The organism is Shinella sp. (genome assembly GCF_049651085.1).
Lineage (GTDB): Bacteria > Pseudomonadota > Alphaproteobacteria > Rhizobiales > Rhizobiaceae > Shinella.
Genome location: NZ_JBASBL010000007.1, coordinates 118483 through 138841, shown reverse-complemented (window position 1 = coordinate 138841; position 20359 = coordinate 118483). Strand labels below are relative to the sequence as shown.

The window sequence follows — 20359 nt, the reverse complement described above, 5'->3', positions numbered from 1 at the left end:
ACGGCTTGCCGCGTGCGGGCGAAAGATCAGGCGGACAGGAGGGGTGGCGCGCGCGGCGGCGCGCCGGGGCGCTCACGCCTGGAATGCAGCGCCTCTTCGACAAGCGGGAGGGCGGCGACCTGACGGAAGGCGAGCACCGCGCCGGCAAGATCGGCCGGCTGCGGCATCAGCATGGCGCTGCCGATCCGGCAGGCCTCGCACTTGACCGGCATGACATGCCCGACCTTGCCATCGACCATGTCGTTGAGGCAGAGGTCCGGCATCGTGCCGTCCGGCAGGACATACTGGGCCAGCTCGTAGGCATCCGGCTGGCCGGCGAAGGCCGGCTGGTGGGCGAAGCCGACAGACAGCAGGGCGACCGCGCAGAGAATGCGCAGGCAGGCGGCCCAGCGTGTCATACGTCGTGTCATCGTCCGTCCTCGTCCGCGATGCGCGGGACAATTCGCGATTAGACCCATGCCGGCGGAAGGTCAATGCGACAAAGGGTGCGCCCCATCACGACAATTGATGGATCGATCAGGCGCGCACCCTACCGCCGAACCGGGCCGCAGCCTATGGTGACGGCGCCGCTCGACCGTTTCGCCTTCCTTCCAGCGCCGAAATCGCCGCAGCTGCCTGTTGACACAAGCCCGCGCCATAGCGGGTCGTCCAAGGAGGATCCATGCTCACCATCTACGGCGTCTACCGTTCCCGCGCGTCCCGCAACTACTGGCTCGCCGGCGAGCTTGGCCTGCCCTTCGCCTCCGTTCCGGTGTTGCAGGCCCGCCGCCTCGATGATCCGCTGGCGGCCGACGCTCCGCTCAACACCCAGTCGCCGGATTTCCTCGCGGTCAACCCGACCGGCCTCATTCCCTGCATCGACGACGGCGGCTTCGTGATGACGGAATCGCTGGCCATCAACCTCTATCTCGTGCGCAAGCATGGCGGCACGCTTTCCGGCCAGACGGTGACGGAAGAGGCCGAAATGCTGCAATGGACGATGTGGGCGGCCACCGAAGTGGAGCCGCATGCCGTGCGGATCATCCTGACGCTGGATGCCAATGCCGCCGAGAGCGAACAGGGACGCCTTGCCATCCGCGGCGCGGCCAAGGCGCTGAAGAAGTGCTTCAGGCGGCTCGACGCGCATCTTGCCGCGACCGGCCATGTCGTCGGCGACCGCTTTACCGTGGCGGACCTCAACCTTGCGGAAGTGTTCCGCTACGCGATGGGCCAGCCGCAGCTGTTCGACGAAGCGCCGAACGTCAAGGCCTGGCTCGCGGCCTGCCAGTCGCGCGCCGCCTTCAAGGCGATGATGGCAGTGCGGCAGACCGAGCCGGAATGACGGCGCCGGCAAAGCCGTCCTCGTCCTCGGCGAGGGCGGCGCGCAGCCAGCGCTTGAAGACCGTGACCTTTCGCGGCTCCGGCATGCCCGGGGCCACCACGAAATAGTAGCCCATGCCGGTTTCCACCCGGATCGGGAACGGCGCGACGAGCCGCCCTTCCTTCAGCGCCCAGGAGGCGAGCACCGGATAGCCGAGCAGCACGCCCTGCCCCGACAGCGCCGCATCGAGGCACAGCGAGGCATCGGAAAAGACGTGGCGCGTCTTCGGCGCGGGCACGTCGAAGCCCGCCGCCTTCAGCCAGCGCTCCCAGGTGAAGGCATCGTTGCCGTCGACCACCGCCGGCTGGGCGGCGAGATCCTGCGGTGTCCTGATCCTTTCGGCCAGCGCCGGCGCGCAGACCGGAAACACGACCTGCGGGATCAGGAACTCCGCCGCCACATCCGGCCAGCCGCCCGGCCCGACGCGAATGCCGAGATCGACATCCGAACGCGCCACATCGACCAGCGTCATCGTCGCCTCGATGCGCAGGCTGATATCCGGATGGGCCGCGCTGAACCGGTCGATGCGGTGGATCAGCCAGCGGGAGGCGAAGATCGGCGCGACGGAGATCGTCAGGATCGCGTCGTCGCGACGCCGGGTGGTCGCGACGGCCTCGGAAAGCTGGCGAAAGGCGGTGGATAGCCGGGCGAGGAACGGCGCGCCGAATGTCGTCTCGCGCAGGCCCCGCGCGGTGCGCTCGAAGATCGCCCGGCCAAGCTGCTCCTCCGCCTTGATGACCTGCTGGCTGACCGCGCCGACCGTCACGCCCAGTTCCTCGGCGGCGGCCTGCAGCGAGCCGAGCCGCCCCACCGCCTCCAGCGCCCGCAAGCCGTTGAGATGAACGCGATTGAGGTTTCGCATATAGATTTCCTATAGCCTCATCTTGAACTACTCGATTGCCGTTCTGGCCTTTTGGCGCGATTATCGAGCATACCCAATGGTAACGAACTGAAAGGAGAAGGCAATCTTCAAGATTTTCTCCAGAGTTGCCGACGCTCTCAAAGCCGAGGCAGAGGCTGCGGAAGCCCCCGTCTGGATGCGCGACCCGCTGTCCCATCCCGATATCAGGACGATGGATTCCCGTTCGCTCGGCGACCTGCCCTTCGGCCTCTTCCGCCCGCTGAATTGCGCTGCCGAGACCCGGCCGCGCACCTGCCGTCCAGCCTGATCCTCCCCTGATCCTCCCTCGAAGTCCCGCCCTCCCCGGTGTAAGCTCCACCGGGGAGGATCTTCGCATGCCGGACAATGACGATGCGCCGCTGCTGGCGCGGCTCCAGCGCCTCGCGCACGGCCTGCCGGGCGTCGAGACGGGCACGTCCTACGGCACGCCGGCGCTGAAAGTCGGCGGCAAGCTCTTCGTTCGCATCAAGGATGCCGGCACGCTGGTGCTGATGGCCCCACTGGACGAGAAGGAGCGCCTGATCGAGATGGCGCCCGAGATCTATTACGAGACGGATCACTACCGGAGCTGGCCCGCTCTTCTCGTGCGCGCCGCCGCGATCGATGATGCGCAGCTGCGGCAACGGCTCGTCGACGCCTGGACTGCGAAGGCCCCCGCGAAGATCCGCAAGCAGCGCGACTGACCCATCCCCTCCTCTTCATCGGCGCTTGACAGCGTTCCGGGCGGAAGGCTACACCAATCAAGTAACGTAATAACATTACGAATCTGGAGACCAAAATGCTGAGACAGATCATGGCTGTTTCGGGCGCGCTCGCGCTCGTCCTTTCCATCCCCGCAATGGCCGGCGCACATGGCGCATGGGTGGCGGAACGCTGGGGCGAACTCGGCGTCGTCTACGGCCACGGCGCAGGGGACGACGCCTATGACCCGGCCCGCATCGCCGAGGCCGTCGCCATTGCGGAGGACGGAACGGCGAGCCCGCTTGCCATCGACAGACGCGAGAAACACGCGATCCTCAAGCCGGAGGGCGAACCGGCCGCCATCGCACTCACCTTCGACAACGGCTACTGGACGGAAAAGGCTGACGGAAAATGGGTGAACGAACCGAAGGACAAGGTCGAGGACGCAAAGGAAACCGGCCATTACATCAAGAACAGCCTCTCGCTCATCCACGTACACGACGCCCTGCCCGCCTTTCCGAAGCAGGACCTGCAGATCGTCCCGCTCGACAATCCGGTCGGCCGCAAGGCCGGTGATCCGATCCGGCTGCGCGTGCTCTTTGATGGCAAGCCGCTCGCCGGCGCGGTCGTAGCGCTCGACTACGTGAACCAGGCATCGCTGAAGAGCGACCCGACGGACGCGGACGGCGAAGTGGTGGTGACGATCCGCAATGACGGGCTCAACGTGCTTGCGGCCGATAACAGCGTGCCGCTGGAAAACGACCCCAGGGCCGACAAGACCGGCTACACCGCGACACTGAGCTTCGTCGCCGAGGCGCACAGCCACGACGATTGATGCAATAGCCCCTCAGCCGCCTGCGGGCGGCTGAGGGGCGCTCATTCGGATCCGGGTGTTCCGGATCAGCCGCCCGACTGGTCCATATGCATGAACTCCCAGACATTGCCGTTGATGTCCTGGAAGGAGCAGCCATACATGGGTCCGAACTCCATGTTCGGCTTCCATTCACGCCCGCCCGCGGCAAGCGCCTTGGCCTTGACGTCGTCGACTTCCTGGCGGCTCGAGGCCGACAGGCAGGTCAGCACCTGCGTCGCCTTTTCCGGATCGCCAACCGCACCCGTCACGAACTGGCCGAACTTTTCCTCCGTCAGGTGCATGACGAAGATGTTCTCGTCCACCACCATGCAAGCGGCCGTGTCGTCGCTGTAGTCCTCGTTGAAGGAAAAGCCGAGTGCGTCGAAGAAGCGGCGGGTTGCCGGCAGGTCCTTGACGGGAAGGTTGACGAAGATCATGCGCATGGAAGTCCTCCTGGTTGGTTTTGACGCGGGGCCTTAACCCCGTCGTGCCACAAGGACGTAACGGACCTTCCCTTCCCGACAAGACGTGCGAAAAATTATGTGTCGCTCGTCAGTTCAGGCGGCGAAGGCGTCCGTGACGCGGACGTCGCCGACATGAATGCCGTTCCAGTTGGACATGGAGCGGTTGGCCTGGGCCATCAGGGCGGCGTTGAGGTCGGGCTCGTCCTTGAAGAAGCGGGCGAGCGTGGCGGCGACCATGCTTTCGGCGGCGCGGGTGGTGCCGTCTTCGCATTTCAGCGCGATCGCAATGCCCTTTTCCGGGATGGCGGCGCAGAAGACGCCCTCGGCGCCGGTCTTGGCGAAGATGCGGCCCGGAGCGGTTTTCATCAGGCGCGTGCAGGCGCGCTTGGTGCCGGCCACGTAGAAGGGCTCGGCCATGCAGGCTTCGACCAGACGGCGCGCGGCCTTCGCGCGCACGGGGGCAAGGCCGGTGCCGGTCGCCATTCTGGCAAAACCGTGCGCCAGGCTCTTCAGCGGCATGGCATAGGTGGGGATCGAGCAGCCGTCGACGCCGCAATTGTCGGCGGCGAGCGCGGCGCCCGTCAGGCTTTCCATGACGCCGCGGATTTCCGCCTGCACGGGATGCTCATAGCGCACATAGCCCTTGAGGTCCTTGCCGGTGTGGCAGGCGGCGCAGACGAAGCCGGCATGCTTGCCGGAGCAATTGTTGTGAAGGGCGGTCGGGTGGTCGAGGCTGCGGACCTGATCGATCAGCACCGGCTGATCGAAGGACCAGTGCGCGCCGCATTCCAGGACGCTCTCATCGACGCCGGCCGCGGCAAGCATGGCGCCGGCAAGACGCGCATGCTCCGGCTCGCCACTATGGGAAGAACAGGCGAGCGCCAGTTCTCTGTTGCCGAAGCCATAGGCGTCCGCCGCGCCGCTTTCGACCAGTGGCAGGCCCTGCATGGCCTTGCAGGCCGAGCGCGGGAACACGCCTGCCTCGATATCGCCCTGCGAAAACACCACCTTGCCATCGCCATCGACCGCGACAACCATGCCGCGATGACGGCTTTCGACGAGATTGCCGCGCGTGACTTCAACAAGGACGGGGTTTGCCATGATCATGCCCTCAAATTTCCGGTTTCGGGTGCGGTATTACCCGAAAACCACGCCGGTGCACACTCGCTTTCGGAGCCGTCCATGAAAATGCTGAGGAACGTCCTCGTCCTCTTTCTGGTGATCTATCTGATGCCGGTGCTCGCCTCTGCGGGCTACTGGTACATCAAGGACCGGCCGCAGACGTGGCGCGACGCGAACTGGAAATCCGCCGGCGTCCTGCCGAATGCGGAAGAGACGCCGCAGGCGACGATCCACATCTTCTCCGCCGCGACGGGCGGCATGAAGGGCGCGGTGGCAAGCCATGCCTGGATCGTCACCAAGGAGGCGAACGCAAGGACCTACAACCGCTACGACAAGGTCGGCTGGGGTACGCCGGTGCGCAAGAACGGCTATGCGCCGGATGCCTACTGGTACTCCAACACGCCGCGCGTGGTGGTGAGCGTCAGCGGCGATGAAGCCACACGGCTGATCCCCAAGATCGAAGCGGCCATCGCCGCCTATCCCTATTCCAGGCCCGGTGGCTACCGCATCTGGCCGGGACCGAACTCCAACACCTTCGTCGCCCATGTGCTGCGCTCCGTGCCGGAACTCGGCGTCGTACTGCCGCCGGATGCGGTGGGCCGCGACTACCTGCCGGAGGGCAAGCTCTTCGCGGTCGATCCCGACGGCAGGGACGTGCATGCGACGCTCTACGGCCTTCTCGGCATTTCGGCCGGCCTGCGCTCCGGGATCGAACTGCACATCATGGGCCTCGTCGCCGGCGTGGATTTCGCACGGCCGGCGATCAAGATACCGGCGATCGGGCGCATCGGGATCTAGAGATACTCCACGTCGAAGGCGGCGATGCGGGCCGGGTCAGCAATCGATTCGATGCCGACGATCCGCTCGCCCTCCAGTTCCATGCGCACGACGATCCGGAGCTGGCCGCCGAGGATGACCGCAAGGCCGAAGGCACCGTCGATGAGCGCGAGCCTTGCGGCCGTCGCCTTGCCCTTGAAGTTCGTCGCCACAGCCTCCGCGCCATGGATTTCGGCAAGCGCGCCGAGCCGGATCGCATCGGCATCCGCGTGGAAGGAAACCTCGGGGTCGAGCACGGCGAGCAGGCCGGAGAAATCGCCGTCGCGCGAGGCGGCGAGGAAGGCCGCGACGACGCCCTTGCGGCGGTCGTAATCGGCCGACGGCGTTTCCGGCAGGCCCTGCACCCGGCGGCGGGCGCGGCTGGCAAGCTGGCGCGCGGCGACCGGCGATCGATCGACGATGCGGCCGATCTCCTCGAAGGGCACGTCGAACATGTCATGCAGGACGAAGGCGAGGCGTTCGGCCGGCGTCAGGCGCTCCAGCACGACGAGCAACGCAAGGCCGACCGTGTCGGCAAGCGCCGCCTGCTCGTCGGCGCCGGCGGCCGGATCGGCGTGCTGCAACGCGCCCTCCCCGCCGTCGATCGGGTCTTCGCGCCGCCTCGTGCGGGCGCGCAGCATGTCGAGGCAGATGCGGCCGACGACGGTCGTGAGCCAGCCGCCGGGATTGTCGATGCCGTCGCCATCCGCCCGCTCCAGCCGCAGCCAGGCCTCCTGCACCGCGTCCTCCGCCTCCGCCTGCGAGCCCAGCATGCGGTAGGCGACAGCGCGAAGACGTCCGCGCTCGGCCTCGAAACGGTCAGCCCAGATATTTCTTCCACCCATCGGTCACACTCCTTCGCTCCGTGGCGTCAAGACCATGACGAACGAAGCCGCACCGGTGTGACAGGGCTCGCAAGCGTCGAAGCGAAAATCAAGGCAAGGAGCCAGAAAATGCAATCCCGTATGACCAATATCGTTAGCGTCCTTCCCGACGTCATGGCCGCGATGGGCGCGCTTCAGGGCGCTTCTCGAAAGACGGAGCTGCCGGAAAAGACCGCCCACCTGGTGCATCTGCGCGCAAGCCAGATCAATGGCTGCGGCTTCTGCGTCGATCTCCACCCGCGCATCATGAAGAAGGCCGGCGAGAGCGACCGGCGCATCCTGTCCGTCGCCGCCTGGCGCGAAGCGCCGTTCTACACGGAGGCTGAGCGCGCCGCGCTGGCGCTGACGGAAGCGCTGACACGCATCGCCGACCGCGAGGAACCGGTGCCGGATGCGATCTGGAACGAGGCCGCACGGCACTATGACGAAAAGGCCCTCGCCGGCCTCGTCGTCGAGATCGCCGCCATCAACGTCTGGAACCGCTTCAACGTCGCGACGCGGCAGGTTGCAGGCGAGTGGACCCCCTGACGCAAAAGGCGCGGCTCCGGGCCGCGCCTTCAGCGTGAAAAGTCGTGGCTTGCGCTCCGTTTGGGGCCATGCGACGTCTGTCGCCATATTTTTCGCATATCAAGGCCCGTTTCCATGTCCGAGAGTGTCACCACCCCCAAGGAAGCCGCACCGCGGCTTTCCAGCCTGTTTTCCCGCGCCTATCTGTTCGGGACGCTGATGCTCGGCGGCGGCATCATGCTGCATGCGGTGGAGACCTATATCACCGCGACGCTGATGCCCTCGATCGTGCGAGATATCGGCGGCCTGTCGCTCTTTGCCTGGGCAACGACGATCTATGTCGCGGCCTCGGTGCTCGGGTCCACCTTCGTGGCCGTGCGGCCGGAGTGCGTGACGCTCAACCGCTGCTATGTCGTCGGTGCGGTGCTGTTCGGCATCGGCAGCCTCGTCTGCGCCATCGCGCCGACCATGGAGACGGTGCTGGCCGGCCGGGCGGTGCAGGGGCTTGGCGCCGGCTTCCTCGTCGCGCTCGGCTATGCCTTCATCCGCTTCGTCTATCCCGAACCGCTGTGGAGCACGGCCTCGACGCTCTATGCCGCCGCCTGGGGCATCGCGACCTTCCTCGGGCCGACGATCGGCGGCATCTTCGCGGCCGGCAGCGCCTGGCGCGAAGCCTTTGCGCTGCTCATTCCGCTCTCCATCCTCATGGCCGTTTCCGCGCCGAAGCTGCTGCCCTCCGGCGAAGGCGACCGGGTGACGACGAAGACGCCCTTCCTCCAGATCGTGCTGCTCGTCTCGGCGGTCGTCACGCTTTCCTTCGCAAGCTCGGTGAGCGCGCCGGCGCTGCGCGCGGCTCTGGCCTGCGCCGCCGTCATTGCGGTCATCGTCACCATCGCCATCGAACGGCGGGCGGAGGCGCGGCTGCTGCCGGCCGGCACGATCAGCCTCTCCTCGCCGCTCGCCCGCGTCTATCTCATCATGCTGATGCTGCTGGTGACGGTCTGCTCGGACATCTACATCCCCTACTTCCTGCAGGTGTTGCACATGGTGACGCCGCTCGTCTCCGGTTATCTCGTGGCGCTGCTGGCGCTCGGCTGGACGGCGGCGGCCTTCGCCACGGCAGGCCTCAAGGGGCGGCGCGCGAACCGGGTCATCATCGCCGGCGCGGCGCTGGAGGCGCTCGCCACCGCCCTCCTCGTCTTCGCGCTCGCCCGGCACAACCCGGACGGCAGCCTCATGCTGCTGACGCTCGCCACCGTCTTCATCTTCCTGATGGGCTTCGGCATCGGCATGGGCTGGGCGCATCTCGTGACGCATGTGCTGCACCTTGCGCCGAGCGGAGAGACGGACAAGGCCTCGGCGGCGATCACCACCATGCAGGCGCTGGGCGCAGCCTTCGGTGCGGCGCTTGCCGGCGTCATCGTCAATTCGACCGGCCTCGTGGAGCCCGGCGGCACCGAGGGCGCGGTGACGGCAGCGCGCTGGCTCTATGCCCTGCTCGCCATTCCGGCGGCGCTGGCGATCCTGCTCGCCATCACCCTTCCGAACGAAAAGGCGGCGCGGGCGGACTGACCGGCCCGGAAATACCCTAGTCGAAGGTCAGCACGATCTTGCCGATATGATCGCCCTCTTCCATCATGCGGTGGCCGGCGGCGGCCTCGCCATAGGGCATGACCGCATGGATGACCGGGGCGATGCGCCCCGCTTCCAGCAGCGGCCAGACCTTTTCGAGAAGCTCGTCACGGATCGCCTGCTTTTCAGCCGCGGTGCGCGGGCGCATCGCCGAGCCCGTGATGTGAAGGCGCTTCAGCATGATGGGCACGAGGTTCACCTTTTCCGCTACGGCGCCGCCGAGAAAGGCGATGATCGACAGCCGCCCGTCACGGGCGAGCGACTTGAGGTTCCGCTCGAAATAGGCCGCGCCGATCATGTCGAGGATGACGTCGACGCCCGCCTTGCCGGTCTCCTGCGCGATCACCGCGCTGAAATCCTCACTGCGGTAGTTGATGGCGCGGCTGGCGCCGAGGTCGAGGCAGGCCTTGCACTTCTCGGCCGAACCGGCCGTGGTGAAGACGCGCGCGCCGAGGGCGGCGGCAAGCTGGATGGCCGTCGTGCCGATACCGCTGGAGCCGCCGTGGATCAGCACGCTTTCGCCCGGCTTCAAGCCCGCCATCATGAAGAGGTTCGCCCAGACGGTGAAGAATGTTTCCGGCAGCGCCGCCGCCTTCACCGCGTCATAGCCTTTCGGGATGGGCAGCGCCTGCGTGGCGGGCACGGCGCAATATTGCGCATAGCCGCCGCCATTGGCCAGCGCGCAGACCCGGTCGCCGATCCGGTAGTCACGCACGCCCTCGCCGAGCGCCACGACCTCGCCGGCAATTTCCAGGCCGAGGATGGGGCTGGCGTCAGGCGGCGGCGGATACTCGCCCTTGCGCTGGAGAACATCCGGCCGGTTGATGCCCGCCGCCTCGACGCGCACGAGGATTTCCCCGGCCCGCGCCTGCGGCGTCTCGCCCGTTGTGACCGCCAGATTGTCCGGCCCGCCGTGTTCGCTGAGCCCGACATGGGACATGGACGATGGAACTGACATGGCTTTCCTTCCCGCGCTTCAAGTAGAACCTTAATTCTCAGGTTCTAGCCCAAAGCACGAGTCTTTTGAATCGGTTCCGGGCAAAAGCTGAACTCTCAGTCCAGCGTCGAGGACACCACCATGCCGAGATCGCTGCCCTTGGCATCGGCCTTCAGGGCAGCGATCCGGCTGCTGATCTGCCCCGCCTCGCCGATCACCTCGCCCTGCGGCACGACCAGCACCACGGCCGAGCAGCGCATCAGCGGAAAGCTCGTCGCATTGCCGGAGCGGTCGTGGCCGCGGATTTCGCCGGCCAGCTGGTCCTCCGGCAGATAGAGCAGGCGCACCTCGCGGGTGAAATCGGCAAGCAGGCGCTCCAGCGTCTCGCGCACCGCTTCCACCGGCCGGCCGCACACGCCGGCAAAGAAATCGTCCCCGCCGACATGGCCGATGAAAACATCCTCGCCGATGAATTCGCGGCGCATCAGCGAGGCGAAGAGCGAGAGCGCGAGGTCGCCCTTGTGGAAACCGTAGTGATCGTTGAACGGCTTGAAATTGTCGAAGTCGAAATAGCAAAGGCACCGGAGCTGATCGCCATCGAGGGCCTTGTCCTGCAGGTAGTCGCGGATCGAGCGGTTGCCGGGAAGCCCCGTCAGCGGGTTCTGGTCCTCGGCCGTCTTCAGCCGTTTCTCGTTGATGATCTTGAGCAGCGAGGAGGCCGAAAGGATGCCGGCATAGCGCAGGTTCTCCGTCAGGATCACGCATTCATTGCCGCCCATGCCGGTGAAGACGTCGAGAAGCTGTTCTGCGGGCGTATCGAGATCGGCGATCGGCGCGGCGGTGACGAAGTGCGACAGGCTCTTCTGGTAGAGCCTGTTCTTCAGCAGGTCGCGGCCGAACGGATGATAGCTCATCTCCTTCACATGATATTCGTGCAGGATGCCGCGCGGCTCGTCATTGGCGTTGAGCACCGGGAAGAAGGTGCGCTTGGGATCGCGGCGGAAGAACTCGAAGACCGCTTCCAGGCAGTCGTCCTCGCGCAGCACCGCGACCTGCTCGATCTCGCGGCGGATGAGGATGCTGTCGAGCGAGCGGGAATTGCGGCGCGTGCCGCCCGCGCGGGTCACCTGCGCATAGACCGGGCTCAACGCTGAAAAATCGGTGACCGGCCGGGAGACGAACCAGCCCTGCACGAGATCGCAGCCCGCCTCGCGGCAGGCGACGAACTCCGCTTCGGTCTCCACGCCCTCGGCGATCACCCGCGTGCCGAGCACATGGGCGGCATTGACCGTGTTTCGCACCAGATGGCGCTTGCGGGCATCTCCTTCCATGCCGGAAATGAAGTGGCGATCGATCTTCAGATAGTCGACCGGGTGGTCGCAAAGCAGTTTCAGGCCGTTATGGCCGACGCCGAAGTCGTCGATGGCGAGCTTGAAGCCTGCAAGGCGCAGCTTGCGCACCAGCACGGCGAAATCGGGCAGCGCTTCGTTGTCGAAACGCTCGGAAATCTCGAAGCAGATGGATGAGGCCGGTATGCCGGCGCGGGCAAGGTAGCCGGCAAGCCGTTCCACGAGATCGGCGCCCTCGGGCACGAGGCGGGAATCGAGATTGACGAAGAGCGTGCGCGAGCGGAAATCCGGCAGCGCCGCGAAGGCGGCAATGGCGCGGCTGTTGACCATATGCTCCAGCGCCAGAAGCTGACCCGCTTCATGAGCCCGGTCGAGGAGATCGAGCGGCGAGCGGAAGCCGAGCCGGTCGAAGCCGCGCATCAGCGATTCGTAGCCGAACACCACGCCTGTCGCCGCTTCCACGATGGGCTGGAATGCGGTTTCGATGACCAGCTTGGCGAGGGTGACGATTTCGCCGTCGCCGAAACGTCTGAGGGCAAGCAGTTCGGCGGCGGACATGCATGGCTCCGGCATGGGGACTTTGCCGCGAAGTGTCCGCCGTCATCCCTGAAGAAACCGTTTCGCTAGTATGACAGTTCCATGAAACCTCAACGGCTACAAGGAGTTGAAAAAGACATCTCTCATATTGGGAGCGCCAGCAGCAGGGCGCCCCCACCGATCATCAGGACGGCGATCCAGTGAGCGGTGGAAAGCTGCTCGCCGAGGACGAGCGCGGCGAAGACCGCCACGAACACGACGCTCAATTTGTCGACCGGCGCGACCTGCGAGGCCTTGCCGATCTGCAGGGCGCGGAAATAGCAGAGCCACGAGGCGCCGGTCGCCAGGCCCGAGAGAACGAGGAAAACCCAGCTCTTCACCGGCACCGAACCCGGCGCCTGCCAGTTGCCGGCAAGCGTCAGCATGAGGGCGATCGCGACGAGGATGACGACGGTGCGCACGAAGGTCGCGAAGTCGGAATTGACGTCGGTGATGCCGATCTTGGCGAAAATCGCCGTGAGCGCGGCAAAGACGGCAGAGCCGAGCGCCCAGCCCTGCCAGGATGTCAAAAACGCCTTCACACTACACCTCCTGCGAGCATTGTCCGTGTCAACGCAAGCCCGGCCGCCACGGCGACGAGCGACAGGACGAGCGAGCCGCCGACATAAAGCGCCGCCAGCCCCGCCTCGCCACGCTCCCACAGCAGCGCCGCATCAAGCGAAAAAGCGGAGAATGTGGTGAAGCCGCCGAGGATGCCCGTCGTCAGGAAGAGGCGCATTTCCTGCGGCAGGTGCCCGCGGAAGGCGAAGATGCCGGCCACGATGCCGATCATCAGGCAGCCGAGCACGTTGATGACGAGCGTTCCGGCCGGAAAGGCCGTGCCGAAGAGCCGCGCGGCCAGCACGTTCACTCCATGGCGGCCGGCACCGCCGATGCCCGCGCCGAGAAAGACGATCAGATAGTTCATGCCCGTTGCCCTCAAGGTTCAGCGATCCGACATCCGGACAACAAAAAACCGCCCTCGGGCGGTCGCCAAACATGCTCCCGCCGTCGACGGCCATCCTTGGCCGGTCTGGCAGGAGCTATCAGCCGGTGAACGGCGGTTGTCGGGGAGCTCCATCCCCATCCCACAAGGCGATTTCTAGGCGCTGATGCCGTGCCTGTCAAACGGCTCGGCGCCGCCGTTCGAGACCGGTACACGCGAGGAAACCTCCCGCCGGCATCGTGGGCCGGTGCGGCGGGAGGCGGAGGCCGGTGGCTACTTGCGCAGCGCCAGGCCGAAGGCGATCAGCGCCCAGCCCTGCATGGCAAGGTCGAAGGCGAGGAAGAGACCGAGCAGCCAGAGGCTGTTCACCGGCCAGCCGATGAGGAAGACCACCCCGGCGAGCGCCGTGACGATACCGCCGGCCATCAGCCAGCCCCAGCCCTTTTCCGGCCGGACGCGCCAGGCGGCGAAGATGCGGAAGACACCGGCAACCAGGAGGGCCGCCGCCATCAGGAGGGTCAGCACGGCCGAGGTCAGCACCGGATTGACGAAAGCGAGCACCCCGGCCGCAAGATAGAGCAGCGCGCTCAGCGCCCAGGCGATCGTCTCCCGCCAGGCCTTGACCTGGAAGGCATGCGCCAGATGCACCGCGCCGCCGACGATCATCAACATGCCGACATAATAGACCGAGGCGACCGTCGCCATGAACAGGTTGGCCGCCGCGATGCCGCCGAAGACGAGCAGGACGACGCCGAGGGCGACGAACCAGCCCCATTTGGCGCGGACCTCCGAGAGAGGGTTCATTCCGGGAGAGAGGACCATTACACACCTCGAAAATTGAATGAAAACAAAGGTAGGTTAGCACAGAAACGATTGCTCTTGCGACATCTGATTGCGGGCGTCCGAATGTGCAAGATTTTTATTGATTGATCACTCAATTAAAAATACCCTTGCCGCAACTCTGGAGGATGGAATGCCGAAGGTCGGGATGGAGCCGGTGCGCCGCAAGGCGCTGGTGGACGCGACGCTGCGGGCGGTCGGCGATCACGGCTCGCTGACCGTCACCATGTCGGAAATCGCCCGCCATGCCGGCGTCTCGCCTGCCCTCGCCCATCACTATTTCGGCTCCAAGGAGCAGCTCGTCATCGAGACGATCCGCAGCCTGCTGCGCCAGTTGCGCCAGGATGCGGTAACCGCGCTGAAGGCCGCCGCCACACCGCGCGAAAAGCTTTCGGCGATCATCCGCGTCAATTTCCAGGCGCACCAGTTCGCGCCGGAAACGGTCGCCGCCTGGCTCGCCTTCTATTCCGAGGCGCAGCGCTCGGAAGCGGTGCGGCGGCTCCTCGTCGTCTATGCGCGGCGGCTCAATTCCAACCTGCTGTCGAGCCTCAGGCTGCTCTGCCCCGCCGGGTATGCGGCGCAGATCGCCGACGGCGCAGCGGCGATGATCGATGGCCTATACCTGCGCCAGGCGCTGAAATCCGCGCCCGTCAGCATCGAATCCTCCATCGCACTGACGGAACGCTACCTGACTGCCCAGCTTGCCGCTGTCGCAGGCGCTTCCTCCGCCGCCGCAGCCCGGCGATCACCCGTCGCACGGGAGGCGTAGAACATCCAGATGCCGCTCCCCTGCCTTTCAAGGACTGCTCCGTGACCGCCAGCAAACCGAACATCCTGATCATCATGGTCGACCAGCTCAACGGGAAATTCTTCCCGGACGGGCCGGCGGACTGGCTGCATGCGCCGCATATGAAGGCGCTGGCCGCGCGCTCGGCGCGGTTTCGCAACAACTATACGTCCTCGCCGCTCTGCGCCCCCGCCCGCGCCTCCTTCATGGCCGGGCAGCTGCCGAGCCGCACGCGGGTCTATGACAACGCCGCCGAATACGTTTCCTCCATCCCCACCTTCGCGCATCACTTGCGCCGCGCCGGCTACTACACCGCGCTGTCGGGCAAGATGCATTTCGTCGGGCCGGACCAGTTGCACGGTTTCGAGGAGCGACTGACCACCGATATCTACCCGGCCGATTTCGGCTGGACGCCGGACTATCGCAAGCCCGGCGAGCGCATCGACTGGTGGTATCACAATATGGGTTCGGTGAAAGGCGCGGGCGTCGCCGAAATCACCAACCAGATGGAATATGACGACGAGGTCGCCTTCCTCGCCGGCCAGAAGCTCTACCAGCTCGCGCGCGAAAACGACGACCAGTACCGCCGCCCCTGGTGCCTCACAGTCTCCTTCACCCATCCGCATGACCCCTATGTGGCGCGCCGCAGGTTCTGGGATCTCTACGAGGATTGCGAACACCTGATGCCGGAGGTCGGCATGCTGGAGGAACAGGACCCCCATTCCGCCCGCATCCTGCATTCCTGCGACTACCCCGCCTTCGCGATCAGCGGCGAGGACGTGCGCCGCTCGCGCCAGGCCTATTTCGCCAACATCTCCTATCTCGACGAGAAGGTCGGCGAACTGGTCGATACACTGACCCGAACGCGCATGCTGGACGACACGCTGATCCTGTTCTGCTCGGACCATGGCGACATGCTCGGCGAGCGAGGCCTCTGGTTCAAGATGAACTTCTTCGAGGGCTCGGCACGCGTGCCGCTGATGATATCCGGCCCCGGGGTGACGCCCGGCCTGCATCTCGCGCCCGTCTCCAATCTCGACGTGACGCCGACGCTCTGCGACCTTGCCGGCATTTCCATGGACGAGGTGATGCCATGGACGGACGGCGAAAGCCTCCTGCCCGTCATCGACGGCGCCGAGCGCACCACGCCCGTGCTGATGGAATATGCGGCGGAAGCCTCCTATGCGCCGCTCGTCGGCATCCGCGAGGGCAAGTGGAAATACATCCACTGCGAACTCGACCCGGAACAGCTCTACGACCTCGAAACCGATCCGCTGGAGCTGACCAATCTCGCGACCTCGGAAAACCCGGTCATCAAGGCGACGCTAGAGGCCTTTAGACAGATGCGCGAGGCGCGCTGGGACATGGCCGCCTTCGACGAAGCCGTGCGCGAGAGCCAGGCGCGGCGCTGGGTGGTCTATGAGGCGCTGCGCAACGGTGCCTACTATCCATGGGACCACCAGCCGCTGCAAAAGGCATCCGAACGCTACATGCGCAACCACATGAACCTCGACAATCTCGAGGAATCCAAACGCTACCCGCGGGGAGAATAAGATGAGAGCCCAACCGAAAGCCTCGCATTTCATAGACGGCGAATATGTCGAAGACGTTGCCGGCGCGCCGTTCGAGAGCCTCTACCCCGCCACCGGCGAGGTGATCGCGAAGCTCCATGCCGCAACACCCGCCATCGTCGAGAAGGCGATCGCCTCGGCCAAGCGCGCACAGAAGGAATGGGCGGCGATGAGCCCGACGGCGCGTGGCCGCATCCTCAAGCGCGCCGCCGACATCATGCGCGAGCGCAACCGCGAGCTTTCGGAACTCGAAACGCTCGATACCGGCAAGCCGATCCAGGAGACCATCGTCGCCGACCCGACCTCCGGCGCGGACGCCTTCGAATTCTTCGGCGGCATAGCGGCGGCAGGGCTCAACGGCGACTATATCCCGCTCGGGGGCGATTTCGCCTTCACCAAGCGCGTACCGCTCGGCGTGTGCGTCGGCATCGGCGCATGGAACTACCCGCAGCAGATCGCCTGCTGGAAGGGCGCGCCTGCCCTCATCTGCGGCAATGCCATGGTCTTCAAGCCTTCGGAAAACACGCCGCTCGGCGCGCTGAAGATCGCGGAGATCCTCCATGAAGCCGGCCTGCCGAAGGGCCTCTACAACGTCATCCAGGGGGATCGCACGACCGGGCCGCTGCTCGTCAACCATCCCGATGTCGCCAAGGTGTCGCTGACCGGCTCCGTGCCGACGGGCAAGAAGGTGGCGGGCGCCGCCGCCTCCGATCTCAAGCATGTGACGATGGAACTTGGCGGCAAGTCGCCGCTCATCGTGTTCGACGACGCCGACCTCGAAAGCGCCATCGGCGGCGCGATGCTCGGCAACTTCTATTCGACCGGACAGGTCTGCTCCAACGGCACCCGCGTCTTCGTGCAGAAGGGCATCAAGGACCGGTTCCTGTCCCGCCTCAAGGAGCGCACGGAAAAGATCCTGATCGGCGACCCGATGGAAGAGGCGACGCAGCTCGGACCGATGGTCTCGAAAGCACAGCGCGACAAGGTTCTCGACTATATCGAGAAGGGCAAGGCGGAAGGCGCAACGCTCATCACCGGCGGCGGCATTCCGAACGACGTTTCGGGCGAAGGCTACTATATCCAGCCGACCGTCTTTGCCGATGTCACCGACGAGATGACCATCGCGCGCGAAGAGATCTTCGGGCCGGTCATGTGCGTGCTCGACTTCGACAACGAGGACGAGGTGATCGCGCGCGGCAATGCCACGGAATTCGGCCTGTCGGGCGGCGTCTTCACCACCGACATCACCCGGGCGCACCGCGTCGTCGACCAGCTGGAAGCCGGCACGCTGTGGATCAACACCTACAATCTTGCACCGGTCGAGATTCCCTTCGGCGGCTCCAAGCAGTCAGGCTTCGGCCGCGAGAACTCGCTGGCCGCGCTGGAGCACTATTCCGAGCTGAAGACGGTGTACGTCTCGATGGGCAAGGTCGAGGCGCCTTACTGAGGTTTCGCCCGTCCTGACGATGGGCGCATGAAGAAAAACGGGCTGGGGACCGCCATGCAGAACGCAGACTACATCATCGTCGGATCGGGCTCCGCAGGCTCGGCGCTGGCCTACCGGCTTTCGGAGGACGGCAAGCATACGGTCATGGTGCTGGAATATGGCGGCTCGGATATCGGGCCGTTCATCCAGATGCCGGCGGCGCTTGCCTGGCCGATGAGCATGAAGCGCTACAACTGGGGCTACCTCTCCGAACCCGAGCCGAACCTCAACAACCGGCGCATCACCGCGCCGCGCGGAAAAGTGCTCGGCGGCTCGTCCTCGATCAACGGGCTCGTCTATGTGCGCGGCCATGCGGAGGACTTCAACCGCTGGGAAGAGCTTGGCGCGCGCGGCTGGGCCTATGCGGACGTGCTGCCTTACTACAAGCGCATGGAGACCTCGCAGGGCGGCGAAGCTGGCTGGCGCGGCACGGACGGGCCGATGCATGTGCGGCGCGGGCCGGTGACGAACCCGCTCTTCCACGCCTTCATCCAGGCAGGCCAGCAGGCAGGCTTCGAGTTGACGGACGATTACAACGGCTCCAAGCAGGAAGGTTTCGGCCTGATGGAGCAGACGATCCACAACGGCCGGCGCTGGTCGGCGGCCAACGCGTATATGCGCCCCGCCATGAAGCGCCAGAACGTTTCGCTGGTGCGCTGCTTCGCCCGCAAGGTCGTTATCGAAAACGGTCGCGCGGTCGGCGTCGAGATCGAGCGGAACGGCAAGGTCGAGGTGGTGAAGGCGAACCGCGAGGTGATCGTCTCGGCCTCCTCCTTCAACTCGCCGAAGCTCCTGATGCTGTCCGGCATCGGCCCGGCGCAGCACCTCAAGGACATGGGCATCGAGGTGAAGGTCGACCGGCCGGGCGTCGGCGCCAACCTTCAGGACCACATGGAGTTCTATTTCCAGCAGATCTCCACCAAGCCGGTCTCGCTGTATTCCTGGCTGCCGTGGTTCTGGCAGGGCGTGGCGGGCGCGCAATGGCTGCTTTCCAAGGGCGGGCTTGGCGCTTCCAACCAGTTCGAGGCCTGCGCGTTCCTGCGCTCGGCGCCGGGGCTGAAGCAGCCCGATATCCAGTATCACTTCCTGCCCGTCGCCATTTCCTATGACGGCAAGGCGGCGGCCAAGAGCCACGGCTTCCAGGTGCATGTCGGCTACAACCTGTCGAAGTCGCGCGGCAACGTGACCCTGCGCTCGTCCGACCCGATGGCCGATCCGGTCATCCGCTTCAACTATATGAGCCACGAGGAAGATTGGGTGAAGTTCCGCCACTGCGTGCGCCTCACCCGCGAAATCTTCGGCCAGAAGGCGTTCGACGACTTCCGGGGGCCGGAAATCCAGCCGGGCGAAGGTGTCGAGACGGACGATCAGATCGACGCCTTCCTGCGCGAGCATCTGGAAAGCGCCTACCATCCCTGCGGCACCTGCCGCATGGGTGCGGCGAGCGACCCGATGGCGGTGGTCGATCCGGAAACCCGCGTCATCGGCGTCGATGGCCTCAGGGTCGCCGATTCGTCGATCTTCCCGCATGTGACCTACGGCAACCTCAATGCACCGTCGATCATGACCGGCGAGAAGGCGGCGGACCACATTCTCGGCAAGCAGCCGCTGGCCCGCTCCAACCAGGAGCCCTGGACGAACCCCCGCGCCGCGGTGAGCGACCGGTAGAAATTCGGACCATAGGGAATCCCACGGACCCAGCCCGATATTTCCGGCCTCGTCATCGACGAGGAGGGTCCGTGGGGCGAACGTCGGGGGGCATCCACCCCCGACGTCAGATGAAGGCGATCCAGCGCCCGGCTAGCAGGGCGCCGATCCAGACCGCTAATGACAATAGCGCCTGCACCCGCAGCACCGGGCTGATCGTGCTCGTTTCCAGCGCCGTGCGCCAACCGCCGCCAAGGTGCAGGAGCAGGGCGTTGGCAATGCCCAGGGAGACAAGCGACACTTTCGCCAGGAAGGCGGGATTGCCGGCATATTCCTGCGGGCGGACGGAGAAGAGACAGAGGCCGGTGAGGATCGCCAGTGCGACGCCGACGGCCGCGCTGCGCGACAGGAGCGGACCGATGGCCGCGATGGGCGCCGATCGGACAACTCCGAGCAGCCGCAGATCGAGCGGCACGATGGCGCCGACGATGAGGCCGATCGCCAGGATATGCGCGGCATTCACGGCGAGATAGAGCGTCGCCGACCCCTTCAGGGCGACGGCGACAGGCGTTGCAGCGAGCCAGGCGAGCGCCTCCATCCCGGCCTCGTCAGTTGGTCCGTATCCGTTCCGGGTAGATATCGTAGACCTTGCCGGCGACCGTGATGCGCACGGCTTTCATGCGCTTCTCGTTTGCGTCCAGCGAGCGGTTGCCGAGCACCACGACCTCGTCGCCGGGTTTGGCCGACATATCGTCGAAACCCGCCCGCTCCGTCTGGCGCGGATTGCCGAGTTCGATCTTCCACAGACCGTCGGCGGCCTCGACGTCCAGCGAGGGATGCGGCGGCGCGACCACGACGGAAACGACCTTGCCGGTGAGTTCCGTCTGCTCCTCCTCCGCCCAACCCCATCCATGATGGGCAAAAGCGGCGATAGCGGTCAATACAACGATGGCGGCTGCAAGGGCGGGCATCTTTCCTGCGATCTGCATGACATGCTCCT

At 65.7% G+C, this 20359-nt stretch carries 23 protein-coding genes and 1 riboswitch; of the genes, 11 read left to right on the top strand and 12 right to left on the bottom strand.

Annotated elements, in window-relative coordinates:
- Positions 1-26 precede the first annotated feature (26 nt).
- Positions 27-410: a hypothetical protein gene (locus WA950_RS03950; protein ID WP_424550378.1), complete on the bottom strand. Its 384-nt coding sequence runs from the start codon at positions 408-410 to the stop codon at positions 27-29.
- A gap of 251 nt (positions 411-661) precedes the next feature.
- Between WA950_RS03950 and WA950_RS03945 the strand changes: the two genes are divergently transcribed.
- A complete protein-coding gene (locus WA950_RS03945) occupies positions 662-1321 on the top strand; it encodes a glutathione S-transferase family protein (RefSeq protein ID WP_424550377.1) in 660 nt (219 codons plus the stop codon).
- On the opposite strand, the gene WA950_RS03940 is transcribed toward WA950_RS03945, so the two are convergent.
- Positions 1281-2222 (bottom strand): LysR substrate-binding domain-containing protein, encoded by a 942-nt coding sequence (locus WA950_RS03940; protein WP_424550376.1) that lies wholly within the window; start codon positions 2220-2222, stop codon positions 1281-1283. The genes WA950_RS03945 and WA950_RS03940 overlap by 41 nt on opposite strands.
- Positions 2223-2397: 175 nt before the next feature.
- Between WA950_RS03940 and WA950_RS03935 the strand changes: the two genes are divergently transcribed.
- The 3 genes from WA950_RS03935 (at position 2398) to WA950_RS03925 (ending at position 3777) form a co-directional block, all read left to right on the top strand.
- Positions 2398-2529: a hypothetical protein gene (locus WA950_RS03935; protein WP_424550375.1), complete on the top strand. Its 132-nt coding sequence runs from the start codon at positions 2398-2400 to the stop codon at positions 2527-2529.
- Between the two features lie 67 nt (positions 2530-2596).
- On the top strand, positions 2597-2944 hold the full coding sequence (locus tag WA950_RS03930) for an MmcQ/YjbR family DNA-binding protein (RefSeq protein ID WP_424550374.1): 348 nt from the start codon (positions 2597-2599) through the stop codon (positions 2942-2944).
- A gap of 95 nt (positions 2945-3039) precedes the next feature.
- The gene (locus tag WA950_RS03925) at positions 3040-3777 is read left to right on the top strand and encodes a DUF4198 domain-containing protein (protein WP_424550373.1); all 738 of its coding nucleotides are present in this window, start codon (positions 3040-3042) and stop codon (positions 3775-3777) included.
- A gap of 65 nt (positions 3778-3842) precedes the next feature.
- Here WA950_RS03925 and WA950_RS03920 read toward each other — a convergent pair whose 3' ends face one another.
- Together WA950_RS03920 and WA950_RS03915 are read right to left on the bottom strand one after the other, a co-directional pair.
- Positions 3843-4238 (bottom strand): VOC family protein, encoded by a 396-nt coding sequence (locus WA950_RS03920; protein ID WP_424550372.1) that lies wholly within the window; start codon positions 4236-4238, stop codon positions 3843-3845.
- Between the two features lie 114 nt (positions 4239-4352).
- Positions 4353-5360, bottom strand: coding sequence for an asparaginase (locus WA950_RS03915; protein WP_424550371.1), 1008 nt, complete (start codon positions 5358-5360; stop codon positions 4353-4355).
- Between the two features lie 81 nt (positions 5361-5441).
- On the opposite strand from WA950_RS03915, the gene WA950_RS03910 reads away from it, so the two are divergent.
- Positions 5442-6179 (top strand): DUF3750 domain-containing protein, encoded by a 738-nt coding sequence (locus WA950_RS03910; RefSeq protein ID WP_424550370.1) that lies wholly within the window; start codon positions 5442-5444, stop codon positions 6177-6179.
- On the opposite strand, the gene WA950_RS03905 is transcribed toward WA950_RS03910, so the two are convergent.
- Positions 6176-7042 carry a sigma-70 family RNA polymerase sigma factor gene (locus WA950_RS03905; RefSeq protein ID WP_424550369.1) on the bottom strand — a complete coding sequence of 289 codons (867 nt, stop codon included), beginning with the start codon at positions 7040-7042 and terminating at the stop codon, positions 6176-6178. The genes WA950_RS03910 and WA950_RS03905 overlap by 4 nt on opposite strands.
- 108 nt (positions 7043-7150) lie before the next feature.
- On the opposite strand from WA950_RS03905, the gene WA950_RS03900 reads away from it, so the two are divergent.
- Both WA950_RS03900 and WA950_RS03895 read left to right on the top strand, forming a co-directional pair.
- Entirely contained in the window at positions 7151-7609 is a 459-nt protein-coding gene (locus WA950_RS03900; RefSeq protein ID WP_424550368.1) for a carboxymuconolactone decarboxylase family protein, read from the top strand.
- Positions 7610-7723: 114 nt separating this feature from the next.
- A complete protein-coding gene (locus WA950_RS03895; RefSeq protein ID WP_424550367.1) occupies positions 7724-9160 on the top strand; it encodes an MFS transporter in 1437 nt (478 codons plus the stop codon).
- Between the two features lie 16 nt (positions 9161-9176).
- On the opposite strand, the gene WA950_RS03890 is transcribed toward WA950_RS03895, so the two are convergent.
- From WA950_RS03890 to WA950_RS03870, 5 genes are all read right to left on the bottom strand, one after another.
- A complete protein-coding gene (locus WA950_RS03890; RefSeq protein ID WP_424550366.1) occupies positions 9177-10178 on the bottom strand; it encodes an NAD(P)H-quinone oxidoreductase in 1002 nt (333 codons plus the stop codon).
- A 95-nt stretch (positions 10179-10273) separates the two neighbouring features.
- A complete protein-coding gene (locus WA950_RS03885) occupies positions 10274-12064 on the bottom strand; it encodes an EAL domain-containing protein (protein WP_424550365.1) in 1791 nt (596 codons plus the stop codon).
- A 122-nt stretch (positions 12065-12186) separates the two neighbouring features.
- The gene (locus tag WA950_RS03880; protein WP_424550364.1) at positions 12187-12624 is read right to left on the bottom strand and encodes an EamA family transporter; all 438 of its coding nucleotides are present in this window, start codon (positions 12622-12624) and stop codon (positions 12187-12189) included.
- The gene (crcB, locus tag WA950_RS03875; protein WP_424550363.1) at positions 12621-13010 is read right to left on the bottom strand and encodes a fluoride efflux transporter CrcB; all 390 of its coding nucleotides are present in this window, start codon (positions 13008-13010) and stop codon (positions 12621-12623) included. Before crcB ends, WA950_RS03880 begins: the two co-directional genes overlap by 4 nt.
- A 102-nt stretch (positions 13011-13112) precedes the next feature.
- A riboswitch (Fluoride riboswitch) is annotated at positions 13113-13176 on the bottom strand.
- 125 nt (positions 13177-13301) lie between these two features.
- Complete coding sequence (locus WA950_RS03870) at positions 13302-13832, bottom strand: HdeD family acid-resistance protein (protein ID WP_424550362.1); 531 nt, start codon at positions 13830-13832, stop codon at positions 13302-13304.
- 169 nt (positions 13833-14001) lie between these two features.
- Here WA950_RS03870 and betI point away from each other — a divergent pair, with 169 nt between their 5' ends.
- Genes betI through betA form a run of 4 tightly spaced genes read left to right on the top strand, consistent with a single transcriptional unit; the run spans position 14002 to position 19380 of the window.
- On the top strand, positions 14002-14637 hold the full coding sequence (betI, locus tag WA950_RS03865) for a transcriptional regulator BetI (protein ID WP_424550361.1): 636 nt from the start codon (positions 14002-14004) through the stop codon (positions 14635-14637).
- A 41-nt stretch (positions 14638-14678) separates the two neighbouring features.
- Positions 14679-16208 carry a choline-sulfatase gene (betC, locus tag WA950_RS03860; RefSeq protein WP_424550360.1) on the top strand — a complete coding sequence of 510 codons (1530 nt, stop codon included), beginning with the start codon at positions 14679-14681 and terminating at the stop codon, positions 16206-16208.
- 1 nt (position 16209) lies between these two features.
- A complete protein-coding gene (betB, locus tag WA950_RS03855; protein ID WP_424550359.1) occupies positions 16210-17673 on the top strand; it encodes a betaine-aldehyde dehydrogenase in 1464 nt (487 codons plus the stop codon).
- Positions 17674-17727: 54 nt separating this feature from the next.
- Positions 17728-19380, top strand: a complete 1653-nt coding sequence (gene betA, locus WA950_RS03850) for a choline dehydrogenase (protein WP_424550358.1) — start codon at positions 17728-17730, stop codon at positions 19378-19380.
- Between the two features lie 106 nt (positions 19381-19486).
- Here the strand turns inward: betA and WA950_RS03845 are convergent, their stop codons facing one another.
- A complete protein-coding gene (locus tag WA950_RS03845) occupies positions 19487-19957 on the bottom strand; it encodes a DUF2214 domain-containing protein (protein ID WP_424550357.1) in 471 nt (156 codons plus the stop codon).
- Between the two features lie 10 nt (positions 19958-19967).
- The gene (locus tag WA950_RS03840; protein ID WP_424550534.1) at positions 19968-20342 is read right to left on the bottom strand and encodes a DUF6152 family protein; all 375 of its coding nucleotides are present in this window, start codon (positions 20340-20342) and stop codon (positions 19968-19970) included.
- Positions 20343-20359 lie beyond the last annotated feature (17 nt).

Excerpts from the sequence above, each read along its gene's own strand:
- betI (WP_424550361.1), top strand. The coding sequence starts at position 14,002 with ATGCCGAAGGTCGGGATGGAGCCGGTGCGCCGCAAGGCGCTGGTGGAC.
- WA950_RS03920 (WP_424550372.1), bottom strand. The coding sequence starts at position 4,238 with ATGCGCATGATCTTCGTCAACCTTCCCGTCAAGGACCTGCCGGCAACC.
- WA950_RS03915 (WP_424550371.1), bottom strand. The coding sequence starts at position 5,360 with ATGGCAAACCCCGTCCTTGTTGAAGTCACGCGCGGCAATCTCGTCGAA.
- betB (WP_424550359.1), top strand. The coding sequence starts at position 16,210 with ATGAGAGCCCAACCGAAAGCCTCGCATTTCATAGACGGCGAATATGTC.
- WA950_RS03905 (WP_424550369.1), bottom strand. The coding sequence starts at position 7,042 with ATGGGTGGAAGAAATATCTGGGCTGACCGTTTCGAGGCCGAGCGCGGA.
- WA950_RS03945 (WP_424550377.1), top strand. The coding sequence starts at position 662 with ATGCTCACCATCTACGGCGTCTACCGTTCCCGCGCGTCCCGCAACTAC.
- WA950_RS03870 (WP_424550362.1), bottom strand. The coding sequence starts at position 13,832 with ATGAACCCTCTCTCGGAGGTCCGCGCCAAATGGGGCTGGTTCGTCGCC.
- WA950_RS03910 (WP_424550370.1), top strand. The coding sequence starts at position 5,442 with ATGAAAATGCTGAGGAACGTCCTCGTCCTCTTTCTGGTGATCTATCTG.
- WA950_RS03890 (WP_424550366.1), bottom strand. The coding sequence starts at position 10,178 with ATGTCAGTTCCATCGTCCATGTCCCATGTCGGGCTCAGCGAACACGGC.
- WA950_RS03925 (WP_424550373.1), top strand. The coding sequence starts at position 3,040 with ATGCTGAGACAGATCATGGCTGTTTCGGGCGCGCTCGCGCTCGTCCTT.
- WA950_RS03845 (WP_424550357.1), bottom strand. The coding sequence starts at position 19,957 with ATGGAGGCGCTCGCCTGGCTCGCTGCAACGCCTGTCGCCGTCGCCCTG.
- WA950_RS03885 (WP_424550365.1), bottom strand. The coding sequence starts at position 12,064 with ATGTCCGCCGCCGAACTGCTTGCCCTCAGACGTTTCGGCGACGGCGAA.
- WA950_RS03940 (WP_424550376.1), bottom strand. The coding sequence starts at position 2,222 with ATGCGAAACCTCAATCGCGTTCATCTCAACGGCTTGCGGGCGCTGGAG.
- WA950_RS03935 (WP_424550375.1), top strand. The coding sequence starts at position 2,398 with ATGCGCGACCCGCTGTCCCATCCCGATATCAGGACGATGGATTCCCGT.
- WA950_RS03950 (WP_424550378.1), bottom strand. The coding sequence starts at position 410 with ATGACACGACGTATGACACGCTGGGCCGCCTGCCTGCGCATTCTCTGC.
- WA950_RS03930 (WP_424550374.1), top strand. The coding sequence starts at position 2,597 with ATGCCGGACAATGACGATGCGCCGCTGCTGGCGCGGCTCCAGCGCCTC.
- crcB (WP_424550363.1), bottom strand. The coding sequence starts at position 13,010 with ATGAACTATCTGATCGTCTTTCTCGGCGCGGGCATCGGCGGTGCCGGC.
- WA950_RS03895 (WP_424550367.1), top strand. The coding sequence starts at position 7,724 with ATGTCCGAGAGTGTCACCACCCCCAAGGAAGCCGCACCGCGGCTTTCC.
- WA950_RS03900 (WP_424550368.1), top strand. The coding sequence starts at position 7,151 with ATGCAATCCCGTATGACCAATATCGTTAGCGTCCTTCCCGACGTCATG.
- betA (WP_424550358.1), top strand. The coding sequence starts at position 17,728 with ATGCAGAACGCAGACTACATCATCGTCGGATCGGGCTCCGCAGGCTCG.